The 14,970-nt window shown below is 72.9% G+C and carries 16 protein-coding genes; 12 read left to right on the top strand and 4 right to left on the bottom strand.

All coding sequences use genetic code 11. From position 1 onward, the window contains the following. Positions 1–8: 8 nt before the first annotated feature. Positions 9–1,262, top strand: coding sequence for an ATP-grasp domain-containing protein (locus tag AC07F3_RS04800; protein ID WP_479110461.1), 1,254 nt, complete (start codon positions 9–11; stop codon positions 1,260–1,262). A gap of 133 nt (positions 1,263–1,395) precedes the next feature. Next, positions 1,396–2,427 (top strand): TauD/TfdA family dioxygenase, encoded by a 1,032-nt coding sequence (locus AC07F3_RS04795; protein WP_479110460.1) that lies wholly within the window; start codon positions 1,396–1,398, stop codon positions 2,425–2,427. 42 nt (positions 2,428–2,469) lie between these two features. Here the strand turns inward: AC07F3_RS04795 and AC07F3_RS04790 are convergent, their stop codons facing one another. After that, complete coding sequence (locus tag AC07F3_RS04790) at positions 2,470–3,783, bottom strand: alpha/beta fold hydrolase (protein WP_479110459.1); 1,314 nt, start codon at positions 3,781–3,783, stop codon at positions 2,470–2,472. 214 nt (positions 3,784–3,997) lie between these two features. Here AC07F3_RS04790 and thpR point away from each other — a divergent pair, with 214 nt between their 5' ends. Together thpR and AC07F3_RS04780 are read left to right on the top strand one after the other, a co-directional pair. Then, on the top strand, positions 3,998–4,576 hold the full coding sequence (gene thpR / locus AC07F3_RS04785) for an RNA 2',3'-cyclic phosphodiesterase (protein ID WP_479110458.1): 579 nt from the start codon (positions 3,998–4,000) through the stop codon (positions 4,574–4,576). Between the two features lie 179 nt (positions 4,577–4,755). Further along, positions 4,756–5,619 (top strand): helix-turn-helix transcriptional regulator, encoded by an 864-nt coding sequence (locus tag AC07F3_RS04780; protein ID WP_479110457.1) that lies wholly within the window; start codon positions 4,756–4,758, stop codon positions 5,617–5,619. A gap of 61 nt (positions 5,620–5,680) precedes the next feature. Here AC07F3_RS04780 and AC07F3_RS04775 read toward each other — a convergent pair whose 3' ends face one another. Then, a complete protein-coding gene (locus AC07F3_RS04775; RefSeq protein WP_479110456.1) occupies positions 5,681–6,691 on the bottom strand; it encodes a helix-turn-helix domain-containing protein in 1,011 nt (336 codons plus the stop codon). 222 nt (positions 6,692–6,913) lie between these two features. On the opposite strand from AC07F3_RS04775, the gene AC07F3_RS04770 reads away from it, so the two are divergent. Both AC07F3_RS04770 and AC07F3_RS04765 read left to right on the top strand, forming a co-directional pair. Beyond that, entirely contained in the window at positions 6,914–7,675 is a 762-nt protein-coding gene (locus tag AC07F3_RS04770) for a G1 family glutamic endopeptidase (RefSeq protein ID WP_479110455.1), read from the top strand. 400 nt (positions 7,676–8,075) lie between these two features. Beyond that, a complete protein-coding gene (locus tag AC07F3_RS04765) occupies positions 8,076–8,462 on the top strand; it encodes an STAS domain-containing protein (protein WP_479110454.1) in 387 nt (128 codons plus the stop codon). On the opposite strand, the gene AC07F3_RS04760 is transcribed toward AC07F3_RS04765, so the two are convergent. Further along, on the bottom strand, positions 8,455–9,564 hold the full coding sequence (locus tag AC07F3_RS04760) for a M20/M25/M40 family metallo-hydrolase (protein ID WP_479110453.1): 1,110 nt from the start codon (positions 9,562–9,564) through the stop codon (positions 8,455–8,457). The two genes, AC07F3_RS04765 and AC07F3_RS04760, sit on opposite strands and share 8 nt — an antisense overlap. A 160-nt stretch (positions 9,565–9,724) precedes the next feature. Here AC07F3_RS04760 and AC07F3_RS04755 point away from each other — a divergent pair, with 160 nt between their 5' ends. Both AC07F3_RS04755 and AC07F3_RS04750 read left to right on the top strand, forming a co-directional pair. Next, positions 9,725–11,245: a carboxylesterase family protein gene (locus AC07F3_RS04755; protein WP_479110451.1), complete on the top strand. Its 1,521-nt coding sequence runs from the start codon at positions 9,725–9,727 to the stop codon at positions 11,243–11,245. A gap of 118 nt (positions 11,246–11,363) precedes the next feature. Next, positions 11,364–11,720 carry a hypothetical protein gene (locus AC07F3_RS04750; RefSeq protein ID WP_479110449.1) on the top strand — a complete coding sequence of 119 codons (357 nt, stop codon included), beginning with the start codon at positions 11,364–11,366 and terminating at the stop codon, positions 11,718–11,720. A 21-nt stretch (positions 11,721–11,741) separates the two neighbouring features. Here AC07F3_RS04750 and AC07F3_RS04745 read toward each other — a convergent pair whose 3' ends face one another. Next, the gene (locus AC07F3_RS04745; protein ID WP_479110447.1) at positions 11,742–12,767 is read right to left on the bottom strand and encodes an AI-2E family transporter; all 1,026 of its coding nucleotides are present in this window, start codon (positions 12,765–12,767) and stop codon (positions 11,742–11,744) included. Between the two features lie 552 nt (positions 12,768–13,319). Here AC07F3_RS04745 and AC07F3_RS04740 point away from each other — a divergent pair. From AC07F3_RS04740 to AC07F3_RS04725, 4 genes are read left to right on the top strand one after another with little or no spacing between them, the layout of a single operon-like run. Further along, positions 13,320–13,496, top strand: a complete 177-nt coding sequence (locus tag AC07F3_RS04740) for a hypothetical protein (RefSeq protein WP_479110446.1) — start codon at positions 13,320–13,322, stop codon at positions 13,494–13,496. Beyond that, positions 13,493–13,954, top strand: coding sequence for an MrpF/PhaF family protein (locus AC07F3_RS04735; protein ID WP_479110444.1), 462 nt, complete (start codon positions 13,493–13,495; stop codon positions 13,952–13,954). The genes AC07F3_RS04740 and AC07F3_RS04735 overlap by 4 nt, the downstream gene beginning before the upstream one ends. After that, entirely contained in the window at positions 13,947–14,207 is a 261-nt protein-coding gene (locus tag AC07F3_RS04730) for a Na(+)/H(+) antiporter subunit B (protein ID WP_479110442.1), read from the top strand. The genes AC07F3_RS04735 and AC07F3_RS04730 overlap by 8 nt, the downstream gene beginning before the upstream one ends. Then, entirely contained in the window at positions 14,204–14,959 is a 756-nt protein-coding gene (locus AC07F3_RS04725) for an MnhB domain-containing protein (protein ID WP_479110440.1), read from the top strand. Before AC07F3_RS04730 ends, AC07F3_RS04725 begins: the two co-directional genes overlap by 4 nt. The last annotated feature ends 11 nt before the right edge of the window (positions 14,960–14,970 follow it).

Below are 14,970 nucleotides of genomic sequence, written 5' to 3'. Positions count from 1 at the left end.
CCAACGCTGTGAACACCTCCGGCAAGAAGCACGTCATCGCCCTTGAATGGCTCCAGTTCGGACTGGGCCGCCTGACCGAGGCCGCCGCCCGCGAGGGCCTCACCGTCCACCTCCTGACCTGTGACCGCGCCGACTACCTGCACGAGCTGAGCACGATCGACAGCCCCCACTTCGTCGTGCACGACACCGACACGCACGACGTGGACGCCGTGATCCGCACCATCCAGGGCATCGGCGACGTCGGCGAGTCCGGGGACATCGCCGGCCTCATCAGCACCACCGACGCCTGGAGCCTGGTCTCCCTTGAGGTCCGCGCCCGGCTCGGCCTCGAAGGCCAGGACCCGGCGTGCGTGCGCCTGGCACGGGACAAGACCGCGCTCAGGCAGCGGCTGTTCGACCACGGCCTGTCGTCCGGCCCCGGCCGCCGCGTCGACCCGGGCACCGACGACGCCACCTCGCTCGCCGCCTCCCTCGGCCTGCCCCTCATCGTCAAGGACGGCTCCGGCACCGGCAGCAAGAACGTCTGGCTGGCCCGGAGCGAGCCCGAGCTCGGCCACGTCCTGGAAGACGCCCGCAAGGCGCAGCTGCGGGGCACGCTGACCGCCGAACCGTACTTCCCCGGCCCGCTGTTCAGCATCGAGACGCTCACCTGGCAGGGCGAGACACGGGTCCTCGGCATCAACAGCCGCGTCCTGTCACCGCCCCCCTTCTTCCGCGAGGAGGCGACCGGCTTCCCCGTCGCGCTCCCCGACGGCCTGGCCTCGGCGGCCGAGCGGTGGATCGAGCGGGTCCTGGCCTGCGTCGGCTACACCGAGGGCTTCGCACACACCGAGTTCGTCCTGGGCGCCGACGGGTTCGACCTCGTCGAGATCAACCCCCGTCTCGGCGGCGGCCTCGTCGGCCAGGAACTCGCGCACACCTTCGGCATCGTGCCGGAGGCCGCGTTCCTCGACCTCGTCCTGCGGCGGCGCCCGCGCCTCATGGACCAGCCCCTCGTCCCCCGCACCGGCACCGGCCAGGCACTGATCTACGCTCCCCGCAGCGGCGTCCTCCACGGGTACGACGGCCAGGACGTCCTCGCCCGCCACCCCGGTTCCCCGGTGTTCTTCCCCGTCCTCGCACCGGGCACGGAGATCACCGCCACCTCCCACCAGGAGGGCGCGGTCGGCATCGTGTTCACCACCGGCCCCACCGCCGAACTGGCCCTGCACAACGCGCTGTCGGCCGCCGGGGAAATCCGCGTACGCATGCGGGAGGACTGAACACCCGCCCCACTCCCCAGCCCTGCTCAGCCCTGTTGGGAAAGCCTCCCCCCACTCCCCGGACCCGCTCCCCGCGGGTCCCACCTTCCTGCCCGCCTCTCGGGTCATCCACTGACCGAAGGAAGGAAAGCGCATGCCCGCTCGCCCCGTGACGCCCGTCAGCACCGACGAGAGCACATCCGTCGTCGGTCACATCCAGCTGCCCGACAGCGTGCGCGACACCCTCGCGGAGGGCCTGGCCCAACTCCCCGGTCCACCCACCGACATCGACCTGGCCATGGCCCACTGCCACCAGGTCTTCGCCCGGCTCCCCCTCGCCACCCTCCAGGAGATCCTGGACTTCGGCCGGCACAACGACACCCCGGGCGCCCTGTACATCCGCAACCTCCCCCAGGACGCCCATCTGCCCCCGACCCCATGGGACGGCCTTCCCAGCCGCCGCAAGTCCACCTTCATCTCGGAGGGCACCCTGCTCGGCCTGAGCGGGCTCCTGGGGGAGCCGGTCGGCTTCCTCACGGAGAAGAACGGCCAGGTCGTGCACGACATCGTCCCCGTCAAGGAAGGAGCGACGACCCAGACCAACCAGGGCTCGGCCGTCTTCCTCAACTTCCACAACGACATCGTCCACGACCGCACCGGCTACTACGACATCGCCAACCCCGATTTCCTGGTGCTCAACTGCCTGCGCGCCGACCGCGCGCAGGCAGCCACCACCTACTACGCCGACGCCCGCGACATCTGCCGCATGGTCGGCCCGAACGCCATCCGCGTACTGCGCAGCCCCCTGTTCAGGATGAACGCCCCCGGCAGTTACACCCGCGACGTGGCCGGTGACGAGGACGTCCTCTCCGACCCCGCCCCGATGATCAAGGGGCCGGTCGGATTCCCCGAGATCTCCAGCGCCGCCAACGGCGTCCACGCCCTGAGCCCCGTCGCCGAGACGGCCCTGGCCCTGCTCCAGACCGCGTGCCGGGCGGTGGCCCACGAGTTCCGGCTGCGCCCCGGCCACGCCCTGCTGATCAACAACCGCAAGGGGCTGCACGCGCGCTCCCGCTTCATCGGGCACTACGACGGCCAGGACCGCTGGCTCCAACGCACCTACGTACGCCGCAGCCAGTGGCAGATCCGCTACCGGGCGGTGCCGGGGACCCGGCGGATCCATTGACCCGGCCCGGGGCGCTCCTCGTACACGTCCCCGCGCGATGGCCTACAACCGACCGCGCGCCATGCGGATCAGGCGGTCCAGGACCTGACCGCCGCTGACCCGCAGTCCGTCGTGCTCCCACTCGTTGGTGACCCAGGTCCGCAGCCCGCGCACCGCGTCGGCGGTGGCCAGCGAGTCCGCCGTGTCGACGTACATGTCGTCGTGGTACACGGCGGCGACCACCGGGACGTCGTTGGCCGCCAGGACGTCCGGGGCGTACAGATCGGGCCAGTCGGTGCGGCGCGCCAGCAGCTCGGCCACCTCCCGCAGGGGGCGCAGGGCGGGGTCGGTGTCGAACATCCACGGGTAGATCATCTCCCCCGTGAACCGTACGGGGGCGTCGCCCGCCAGCGCCTTCGCGGCATCGAACTCGGGGAATTCCGGCCGTACTTGGGCCGCGGCCCAGCCGGTCGGTCCCGGGTCGACGGAGCGCTGCCCGTAGATGGACTCGTGCAGTACGGCGTAGAGCGGGCCGTCGGCGAAGGAGAGCTTCGACTGCACCCCGGCCAGGAACGTGTCCGACAGCTGCGGCCCGGTGCTGCCGTGCGCCCAGGCGTCCTCGATCAGGTAGTGCAGGAGGTCGGAGCCGTGGCCTGCGCCGAGCATCAGGCCGAGCGACTGGAACGCCTCCACGGTCAGCCTCCCGCCGCCCGGCAGTTCGGCCGGGGCGGCCATCAGGTGCTCGGCGATCCGTCGGACCGCCTCGACGTCCTGCGGGTAGCGCGCGTAGTGCGCGGCGTTCTTGCGCGCGACGCGCGGATAGGCCGCCCGGTACACATCGGCCGCGCTGCTGCGCAGCCCCGCCAGGCCGCCGGTGACCATCGCCTCGCGCAGTCCCTCGGGGGCCAGCGACAGATAGGTGAGGGTGCAGAAGCCGCCGAAGCTCTGCCCCAGCAGACTCCACCGGCCCTCGTCGCCCAGCAGGCGGCGCCGGATCAGCTCGGCGTCGCGCACGATCGAGTCGGCCCGGAAGTGCGCGAGGTACTCGGCCTGTTCGGCGGGGCCGCCCCGCAGCGGCAGGGTCTGGCGGGTCGCCGGGGTCGACCGCCCGGTGCCGCGCTGGTCCAGGAGCAGCACCCGGTAGTCGTCCAGGGCCCGGTCCAGCCAGCTGTCCCGGCCCACCGGGCGGGCCGCCCGCCCGCCGGGGCCGCCCTGGAGGAAGAGCAGCCACGGAAGCCCGTCCCGCTCCCTTCCGGCCGCGACCACCTCACGGGCGTACACCTCGATCTGCTCGCCGCGCGGCGCGTCGTGGTCCAGCGGCACCTGGAAGAGGTGGTCGGTCAGGACGACGCCGGGCTGTCGGATCACGACGGACATGAGACTCCTTCGTCTGCGGGAGGGGCGGTGGGTGAGTGCCCGTGCGCGGGCGGCCCGCTACCGGGGATCTCGGCGCGGACCGCCACGAACACGGTCGCCACCCTGCCACATGGCTCCGCACTCCCACCGGGACGCATCCGGATGCGGGCCTTGCGCCTGGACCGGGGTGGGGGGCTGCGACGCTCGCGGACCCGCGTGGTGTACGAAGTGCTACGTGAACGAAGAGATTCAGCCCGCCACCGTCCGCGTGTTCATAGCGCTCGCCCCGCCCGACGAGGCGAAGGAGGAGCTGGCCCACGTGCTGCCCTACGCGGCCTACCCGCGCCTGCGGTGGAACCGCATCGAGGACTGGCACATCACCCTGGCCTTCCTCGGTGAGCTCCCGGTCACGGCGGCACCGCTGCTGCAAGGGCCCCTCGCGGAGCTCGCGGCCGCGCGCCGGCCTCTGCGGCTGGCGCTGCGCGGCGGCGGGCACTTCGACGAGCGGGTGCTGTGGAGCGGGATCGACGGGGAGCTCGACGGGCTGCACGAGCTCACCGCCGAGGTCCGCGGCGTGGTCAAGGCGTGCGGCATCGCCTTCGAGGACCGCCCGCTGCGCCCGCATCTGACGCTGGCCAGGGCCCGCCGCGACGACCTGTCCAGTGTGCGGGAACTGGCCTCGGAGCTCTCGGACTTCACCGGCCGGACCTGGCAGGCCGAGCGCCTGCACCTGGTGGCGAGCAACGTCGGACGTGGCCCGGGCCCGATCCACTACCGCGACATCGCGGCATGGAGGTTCGGCGGCGAGCGCTGAGCCACCCACGGACAGGTTCCGGCCACGCGGCGGGCACGGCCATCCCTCCCCAAGTCCGGCCGCCTCCCGTACACCTCGTCGGCATGCCCCCACGGCGCAGGGATCACCGCCTGCGCCCACGGCTGCCTGGGTGTCGCGCACCCAGGCGGCGCGCGGCACCGCCGCCTAGCCTGGGGCGCATGAGGGACAACGGGCTCGGGGAGTTTCTGCGGGCGCGCCGGGCGGGCGTGCGGCCGCAGGACGTCGGGATGGCGAGCCATGGGGTGCGCAGGGTCAGCGGGCTGCGACGGGAGGAGGTCGCCGTCCTGGCCGGCGTGAACGCGGACTACTACACCCGCCTGGAACAGGGCCGCGAACGCCACCCCTCGCCCCAGGTCCTGGACGCCCTCAGCCGCGCGCTGCGCCTGGACGAGGCGTCGAGGTCCCACCTGTTCCGGCTGGCCGGCGCCAGCCCCGACGACCAGGTCGTACGCACCGCGGACGCGGTCGGCGCCTCGCTGCGCCAGCTCATGGACGGCTATCCCCACACCCCCGCGTGCGTGATCAACCGCACCCTCGATCTCCTGGCCACCAACACCCTGACCGATGCGCTGTACTCGCCCTTCGAACCGGCGGACAACCTGGCGCGCATGGCCTTCCTCGACCCCGCCGCCCAGCAGTTCTTCACGCGCTGGGACTCGACCGCCCAGGCCACCGTGGCCAACCTGCGCGAGGCCGCCGGTTTCGAACCGGACAGCCCGAGGCTGCGCGCACTCGTCGGGGTTCTCAGCGAGCGGAGCGACGTCTTCGCCCGCATGTGGAACCCGCACGCCGTACGCGGCAAGACCCACGATGCCAAACAGTTCCTCCACCCCGAGGTCGGGCCGTTGAGCCTCACCTACCACGCGTTCGACGTCCGTGACGCGCCCGGTCAGCAACTCGTCATCTACCACGCCGAGCCGGGCAGCCCGAGCGCCCACGCGCTCAGCCTCCTCGGCTCGTTGCGGGCCTCGCGGGACGGAGTCCCCGCCCGCCCGGTGGTGGCCCGCGACCGGCGGGGGTGACCGACCGCGCCGTCGTCATCTCCAGCGCTGCGGGCCACCCTTGGACGCCCGCGGCCCCGCCTCACAGCAGTCCGGCCCGTGCCGCCTGGATCCCCGCCTGGAAGCGGGTGCGGGCGCCCAGCATGTCCATCAGCTCGTGCACCCAGCGCTGCACGGTCCGGGGGGAGACTCCGAGGTGGCGGGCGATGCTGTCGTCGGTGAGGCCCGCCGAGAGCAGGGTCAGCAGCTCGCGCTGTCGGTCCCCGGCGGCGCGACCGGGGTCGTCGGCCTCGGGGACGCGGGGCGCCCGGTCCCAGTACACCTCGAACATCGCCACCAGCGCGTCGAGGAGCGAGGAGGGACGCACGAAGAGCGCGCCCCGCAGTTCGGCGCCGTTGGAGACGGGGAGCATGGCCCACCGGTCGTCCACCACGGCCAGTTTGCACGGCAGTTCGGGCAGCACCCGCGCCTCTTCCCCGGCCGCGATGAACTCCCTGAGCTCGGCCAGTCGGCCCGGGGCCCGCACCGCGTTCGCCTCGTACAGCACGCGCATCCGAACTCCCCTGGCCAGCAAGGGGAGTTCCGCGCCGGGGTCGGCCCGCATGATGTGCGGCGCCTTGTCGAAGAGGAGGACGTCGTGGCGGGCGCCCTCCTGCATCCCGCGCCAGCGGTCCGCGATGGCGGCGCGTCCGGTCACCATCTCCACGAGCCCCTCGGCGGACGGACGCCGCGCCCGCTGGTAGGTCCGCATCAGCTCGCCGATGCGCCCCCGGGCCCGGCACAGTTCCTCCTCGCGGCGCAGCAGGAGCGCCGCGACGGCCACGTCCGGCGCCACCGCCGACCACGACGGCGGGACGCCGCGCCGCCCCAGGAGTCCTCGCGCGGCGAGCGACTCAAGGAGGCCCGCCGCCTGTTCGTCGCGCAGCGCCAGTTCGGTGGCGATCCGTCCCGTGGTGCGGCCGGGTCTCGCGAGGACGTGGAGGTAGAGGCGCTCTTCCGGTTCCGGCACGCCGAGTGCCACGAGCGGCCCGTCGGGGGCGGGGGCGGCCGGGGCGGGTGAAGTCCCTTTCCCTTTGGGCGCGTTGGGGTCCATCCTGACCGCCTCTTCTTCGGTCGCGCCCCGGGCGTGCGGCGCGAGCGCCTACTGTCCGCGGGCCCGCTCTGTCCACCCCCAACAGAGCATCATGTCATGTTCCCGCCATGGCGAGTTCCGGATCCCGTCCGCCCCTGGAGAGTTGGGGCCGCCCGACCTCACCATGAGCCCGGCCCACCCGCCGCCTTCCCCCCCACTCCCTCACCCAGAGGAGATCGGCCCATGGGTACCCGCTTACGCCCCCCACGGCAGTTCCGCAGAACCAGCCCGACCAGATCGGCCGCGGCCTGCCTGCTGTTCGCCGCGGCCGTCGTCACACCGCTCGGCGTCGGCACGTCCACCGCCTCCGCCTTCGGCCCGCACGGCACACAGATCAAGGACAGCGTCTGGGGCGGTTACGTCGCCCAGGGATCCTTCGGCCGCATCACCGGCTCCTGGGTGGAACCGCACGCCACCTGCACCTCCGCCAACGACCTGTTCGCCCCCTGGGTCGGCATCGACGGGTACGGCTCGCAGACGGTGGAGCAGACCGGCGTGCAGACCGACTGCTCCAGCGGCAGCCCGCAGCTCTCCGCCTGGTACGAGATGTACCCGGCGGAGCCCGTCTACTGGAGCGACCCCGTCTCCGAGGGCGACAGCATGACCGGCACCGTGGTCTCCGACGGCGGCGGCAGCTACACCATCACCCTCACGGACAACACCCGCGGCTGGACCGAGCACACCACCCAGTACCTCGGCGCCCAGAACGTCAGCGCCGAGGCCATCATCGAATCGCCGACCCAGAGTTACCCGTCCTTCGACCGCCTCGACTTCTCCGGCATCACCGTCGACGGCCAGGTCTTCGACGCCTACAACCCGCAGCCCCTGACCAGCGGCGGCTACAGCCCCGGCCCGCTCCAGAACGGCGCCTTCTCCATGAGCCCGGGCGGCAGCTCACCGCACCGCTCGCACCCCGCGAGCCGCCCGAGCACCGTTCGCTACTGACGCCACCCCCGGCAAGCCCGCCCCACGCGGATCACCGCGTGGGGCGTTGGCGTTGAGCGGGCGCGTCCACGGGCGGCCCGCACCCGCCACGCCCGCGCGCCACCCTCGGCCGCTCCCGTCAGCGCACCTGTCCTCCCGGTTGAGCCACGAGGTACGCGTGGGACCCGCCGCGCGGCGCTCACGCACGCCCGGACACCCGGCGGGGCATCTTGTCCGAAACTCGCACCATTACAGAACGTCACGCAGGTGAGATTCCCAGATCGTCGGGGCATGAGCACTACCAGGGGCTTTTGCTGTACGGCCTCGTCTCGACCTCGCCGAGAGGTCACGGAGAGTGATAGATGCCGGGCGCCGGTGCGGTATCGGGGCACCGTGAACACGAGAGACAGGCAGGCGCGACGTGGGCGCTGACGAACTCGCCTTCTGGCTGCGGACTCGCACCGTGGGCGGCACCATCATCATCGAACTGCACGGCGAGCTGGACATGCTGGCCCATCGTGAACTCGGGCCGCGCATCCACGCGTTGGTCTGCCGGGGCGCCGCCGACGTGGTCCTGGACCTGCGTGCGGTGACCTTCCTGGACGCGGGGGGCATCCGCCTGCTCCTGGCGGTACGCGAACACGTGGCGTGGAGGGGCGGTGTCCTGCGCCTGATACGCGGCACGCCCCGCGTGTCCCGGATACTGACGCTCGTCCGCCTCGACAGCTCCTTCACCCTGCTCGACGCACTCCCCCGTGCCCTGGCCGAAGGCACCGCTCCCGAGGGAGGCAGACAGGCCGTCACATGACGCCGCCGGGCTGCCCGCTCTGGATGGCCCGCACCAATCCGGCCACCAGACCGGCTCGTTCGGGCATGGCGTCGACCACCACGTACTCGTGGTCGGCGTGCGCGCCGCCACCGACCGCTCCGAGGCCGTCGAGGGTCGCCACCCCCAGCGCGGCCGTGAAGTTGCCGTCGCTCCCGCCGCCCACCGCCTTGCCCTCGATGCCCGGAATCAGCCGCCGCGCCACCTCGAAGAGCCCGACCGACGCCGACTCGGGCATGGGGGGACGGCCGACGGATCCCACCACCGTGACCTGCGCCTCGTCGAGATGCGGAGTGAGCGCCGCGAAGGCGGCTTCGATCCGCTCCTTCTCCTCGGCACTCTCGACGCGGACGTCGACGACGACGGTCGCCGCCGCGGGGACGACGTTGTCGAGGGTGCCCGCGGCCGCGACGGTCGGGGTGACCGTGGTGCCGAGCTCGGGACGGGCCAGCGCCGCGATGTCCAGGACCTGGTGGGCCGCCTCGATCAGGGCGTTGACCCCGGCCGCGGGCTCCAGGCCGGCGTGCGAGGCGCGGCCCGCGATGGACACCTGGAAGGTGCCGCAGCCCTTGCGGCCGGTCTTCAGACCGCCTCCGTCGGCGGCCCCTTCGAAGACGAGCACCGCGCCGCAGGCCAGGGCCCGTTCCTCGATGAGGGCGCGGGACGAGCGCGAGCCCACCTCTTCGTCGGCCGTCACCAGGATCTCGACGCCCGAACGGTCGTCGAGCGCGGCCAGGCCGTGGATGGCCTGCACCAGTCCGCCCAGCATGTCGAAGACCCCGGGGCCGGTCGCACGGCCGTCCTCGACCTTGAACGGACGGCGCTCCAGGGTGCCCAGCGGGAACACCGTGTCGTGATGGCCGAGGATCAGCACCTTGGGGTCGCCCCCGCCGGACCAGTGGACGTGCGGACCGGCCTCGCTCTCGACGAGGACGGCGTGGCCGCCGAGGCGGTTCTCGATGACACCCGCGATCGTTTTGGCCGAGGCCACCAGGGCGTCGAAGTCGCGCGAGGGGGACTCGACCTCGACGAGAGTCCTCAGGTCCTCGATCATCGCGTCAACACTCACCGGGTGCGTCGTCATGCCGTCAGGGTAATAGGGCCCGGCCGGCCTCGTCCGGGCAGGGCGCGCCTGTCCGCGGGGCGCGAGGGCGGGCCCGGTCCGGCCGGGTCGGCCCTGCTGACAACAGCGGTGTTGTACACCATGGTTGACGGTCGGCACGCTCGGCGGAGAGGCGGAAGCGATGACAGAGCGGGAAGGCCCGGTGGTCACGACCGGACGGGGACGGGTGCGGGGCGTCGTCGCGTCCGCCCCGGCGGGGTTCGGCACCGGAGGCCCGGTGGCCGCGTTCCGGGGGATTCCGTACGCCGCGTCCCCGGTGGGCGAGCTGCGCTTCGCGGCGCCCCGCGAGCATCCGGTGTGGCACGGCGTGCGGGATGCCGGCCGGGCGGGCCCGGCGGTGCCGCAGAACGCCTCGCGCCTCGACGCGGTCATGGGGCACCGGGCTCCGGACTGGGACGAGGAGGGGTGCCTGAACCTCAACGTCTGGACCCCGGCCGACGCACTCGGCGCCGGGTCGACCCCCCGGCCGGTGCTGGTCTGGATCCACGGCGGCGGGTTCTCCAGCGGCTCCGGCGGCTGGGACTGGTACGACGGCGCCCGGCTCGCGGCGCTCGGCGACATCACCGTGGTGACCCTCAACTACCGTATCGGGCCGCTGGGTTACCTCCACCTGCCCGCCGTAGGGGCGGTCAACCTGGGCGCCCAGGACCAGGGGGCCGCGCTGCGGTGGGTGCGGGAGAACATCGCCGCGTTCGGCGGTGACCCCGAGGTCATCACCGTCGGCGGCCAGTCGGCGGGCGCCCACTCCGCCCTCGCGCTCGCCACCGACCCGGACACCGCCGCTCTCGTACGACGGGTGATCCTCCAGAGCGCCCCCCTGGGCCTCGCGCCGCAGGACCCGGACGACGCCGCCGCGACCACCGCCGCCTATGTACGCCTGCTCGGCGTGGCGGGTACCCCGGACGTGGGCAAGGCGCTGCGCGCTCTTCCCGTTGAACAACTCCTGGAGGCGTACGGGCAGTTGATGGCGTCCCTCGTCCGGCACCCCGGGGACGTGACACCGGCGATGCGGCCCGTGCTCGGCGGCCCCGGCCAGCCCGGCACCTGGCAGCGGGCCCTGGCCGACGGCATGCTGGACGGCAAGGACGTGCTGATCGGCACCGCCGACACCGAGATGACGGCGTTCCTGGCACTGGATCCGCGCATGAAGGCGCTCACCGCCGACGAGGCGCGGGCCGCGCTCGGCCACCTCACCGACCGCCTCACCACCGGCGTCCCGAACGCCGCCGCAGATCCCGGGCCCTTCGACGGCGACGTCTCCCCCGGCGAGGCGTTCGCCGAGCGGGTCGGTGATCTGTTCTTCGGCGTCGGGCTGTCCGAGCTGGCCGCGCATCGGGCGGCCCACGGCGCCCCGGCGTACGTCTACCGCTTCACCCGCCGCCCCCACCCCGACGTACTCGGCCTCGGCTGCCCCCACTGCGCCGAGCTCCCCTTCCTCTTCAACACCTTCGACGCCTACCCCGACGCTCCGATGCTGGGCGCCGTCGACGACGCGGACCGGGTGCTGGGCCGCGCCTTCGGCGGGGCGCTCGCCGCGTTCGCCGCCACCGGCTCCCCCAACGGCGACGGCCCGGCAGCCTGGCACCCCTACGACAGCTCACCGGACCCCTACGTCATGCGCTTCGGCCCACAGCCGAGCTGAGCGCCTCCGCCGTCCGGTGAGATGGACCCCGAACGACATGCCAATAACGCCGCACGCTGGGTACACGCCTCTAGAGACCCCCTGAAGCGACGACCCACGGCATGCAGAGGTGAGTGAAGTGACCGCATCCCAGGACCGGGCCACGCGCGAGGGCGGGACGCCCTTGGTCGGTGTCCGGCCCCGTACCGATGTCGACCTGGCACTGAAGTACCTGACCGCCCGGTCCGACGCGCCCGCCCAGTTCGCCCTCGGGGTGGCCGCCGCCTACCGCTGGGCCATGGGCCGCGCCGCCCGGGCCCCGGTCACGGGCACGGCCCCCCGCCACCAGCCGGATCTGCGGCTGCTGACCGCCGAGGTGGACGCGGCCGTCGTCCAGCTCGACGACGTCACCACGCCGACGAGCGTGCGTGACTTCACGCGCGGCGTGCACGACGCCCTGTCCTGGGTGTGCGGCTACAGCGACCAGCGGATCTGACGTCCTGGCGGCCGGGGCGGCTCAGGACGCGTCGGTCCGGGAGAAGACGTGCTCGTCCAGGATCAGGCCGATGGCCACGGCCACCGGAATGGCGACCAGGGCTCCGACGATGCCGAGCAGGGCGCCGCCCAGGAGCACGCCCACGACCGTGACCAGGGGATGGACGTCGACGGCGAACCGCATCACCCGCGGCACGATCAGATAGTCCTCGGCCACGCGGAAGGCGACGTAGAACCCCGCGGTCGCCAGGGCCACGGGCAGTGACACCGACAGCGCCACGAGGCTGACGACGAGGCCGCCGATCGTGGTGCCGACGATCGGGATCAGGTCCATCAGCGCGATGAAGACGCCGAGCGCCGCGGGGTAGGGAACATCGGTGACCACACACCAGATGAACGTGGCCAGGCCCGCGATCACCGAGGTCAGCACGTTGCCGAGCATGTAGCGGCCCACCCGGTTGAGGATCTCCTCCGTGACGTCCCGGGCGTGCGGGCGCTTGCTGGCCGCGACGAAGCGCAGGAAGAACCGCTTCAGGGAGGGCAGGAACGCCATCACGTACACCGTCACCACGATCACGACGACGGCCGAGGTCACCGCCCCGACCACCACCCGGCCCGCGCCCAGCAGACCCCCCGCGAGGCCCGCCGCCCCACCGGAGGAGAACTGCTCCTTGACCTTGGCGAGGACGTGGTAGCGGTCCTCGAACTTGCCGAGCGTCGAGTTGTGGTCGTGGAGTTGCTTCAGCCAGCCGGGCACCGCCTTGACGAGCGCGTTGACCTCGTCGGTGACCGGGGGTACGACCAGCGCCAGAAAGCCCGCGAAGAACGCGAGCAGGACGATCAGGACCACCAGCACGGCCCAGCCGCGCCGCATCCGGTGCCGGGTGAGCCAGGCGACGACGGGCTCCAGGGCGAGCGCGATGAAGACGGACAGGAGCAGCAGCGTGAGCAAACTGCCGACTTCGAGCACCGTCTGCACGGTCAGCCACGCCAGCGTCGCGCCCAGGCCGAGGGAGAAGCCGATGGCGACCCAGGACCTGCCGCCCACCACGATCCTCGTTCTGCGCCCGCGCCTTCCCGCGGCCGCCGGTCCCACGGAGGACCTCCGGGCGGGGTCGCGGCCTGCGCCCTCAGGACCGGCGGGCGTCATCGCGGTCCTTCCGTCCGTCCGGCGCGGGTGAGGGGCAGGCGAGCGACGGGTGCATCGGCCAGTACCTCTCTTCGAGGCCGGACGGGATCCCCGAGCGCCGCTCCGCGCGGCGCGACGGGACGGCGGCAGCCGGAGCGGGCCTCTTCCAGCTCCGACCCTAGCCAGGTATCCCGCCACGGGCCTTGTATGCGGCTCCCGACACCCGCCATCCGGCTGATGTGCCGAGCACCGCGCGCCCGGCGTCAGCCGGCGCTCCGCCGGCGGGAGGGGTGATTGACCGTTGGCCTTCCGGGTACTGGGTGGCCCGGCAGGGGCGGGTTTCGAGGGACGCGCTCCGAAGGCGTCGGCACAGCGCGCCGCCGGAGGCGCGCGAGCCGCCGGTGCTTTCATGAGGAAGCCCATGAAAACGGGCCGAACAGCTCATTTTGGGTCGGGTGAGGTGATGTACGGATGGGTCGAGCGGCGGCCGTCGGCGCCGAAGTCCTCGCCTGGTGGGTGCTCCTGTCGGGCGGATGGCTGGTGCTCATCAGCACGGTCGACCCCCTGGAGTGCCTCGTCGGAGGGTCGGCCGCACTGCTGGCGGCGATCGCCGCGCGGGCGGCGCGCCGGGCGATGAGCGGCCGGTGAACGGCTGGCTCGTCTCCGCGACCGTCCTGCTCGCAGTGGGGTTCGGCCCGGTGGTGTGGGGCGTGGCGACCGGCCCGCTGGAGCGCCGCGTCGTCGCCCAGAACTTCGGCACCTCGGTGGTGTCCCTGGTCATGCTGCTGCTCAGCCAGGCCTACGCCCGGCCCTCCTACGTGGACCTCGCGCTGGTGCTCGCCGTCCTCGGCCCGGCGGGCACGCTGGTGTACGCCCGGCTGCTCGCCGAGGACCTCGATGACCATCCCCCGCACGCCAACCTGCTGACGGCGGTGGTCGCCGTGGCCGCCACCGTCATCGTGGCCGCGATGTGCGTGGCCACGGGCCCCGGGCGGCCCATGGTGAAGCTCGTACTGATCGGAGTGCTCCTCGTGGCGGGCAACGTGATCGCTTCCCGGTCGCTGGCGGGCGGCTTCCCCGGGACGGGGGCGGCGGACCGTGACTGACGCGCTCACCCTGATCTCGCTGCTGCTCGTCGCCGCCGCGGCGACCGCCGCCGTCGCGGTGCGCGACCCCGCCCGCCAGGCCCTGGTGCTGGCGGTGCTCGGGTTCGCGCTCGCGGTGCTCTTCACGGTCTTTCAGGCACCCGATGTGGGCCTGTCGCAGCTCGCCGTCGGGTCGGCACTGACCCCGCTGCTCATCCTGCTGTCCGTCCGCAAGGTGCGCCGCCGCGGCCAGCACAAGGAGGGTGGACGATGAGCCGACGGATGCGCCTGTGGGTCCTCGCCACCGGCGGGCTCGCCGTCGCGGCGCTGCTCGTCGCCGGCTACCTGCGCCTGCCCCACTTCGGTGGCGCGCGGCACCCCTACGGCGACCGCGCCGTCGCGGGGGCCCTCGCCCGGCACACCGCCAACGTCATCTCGTCCATCAACTTCGACCTGCGGGCCTACGACACCCTGGGCGAGGAGAGCATCCTGTTCGGGGCGGTGCTCGGGACCGTGGTCCTGCTGCGCCAGACCCGCGGCGAACGCGAGGTGCGGCCCGCCCCGGCCGAGGTCGCCCCGCCCGTCCGCCGCTACGCGCTGCTCATGCTGCCCGTCGCCCTGCTGTGCGGCCTGTACGTCGTCGCGCACGGACAGCTCAGCCCCGGCGGCGGCTTCCAGGGTGGGGTGGTCGTGGCGACCTCGCTGCATCTGCTGTACATCGGCGCGGACTACCACGCCCTGGAACGGATCCGGCCGGTCGGCCTGTACGAGGTGGGTGACGCGGTCGGCGAGGCGGCCTACGTCATCCTCGGCATCGCCGGGCTGCTGATGGGGTCGGCGTTCCTCGCCAACACCCTGCCCTACGGCACGTTCAACACCCTCGCGTCCGGCGGCACCGTGCCGCTGCTCAACGCGGCGGTCGGCATGGAGGTGGCCTGCGCGGTGGTCGTCCTACTCGCCCGGTTCCTCGACCAGGCCGTCGAGATCGAGGACGGGAACGGATCGAAGGAAGGGAACGAACGATGAGCGGGGGTGTG

It is taken from the genome of Streptomyces sp. NPDC045846, from assembly GCF_056431605.1.
Note: the sequence above shows the minus strand (reverse complement) of the source record. Positions and strands in the feature narration are given on the sequence as shown.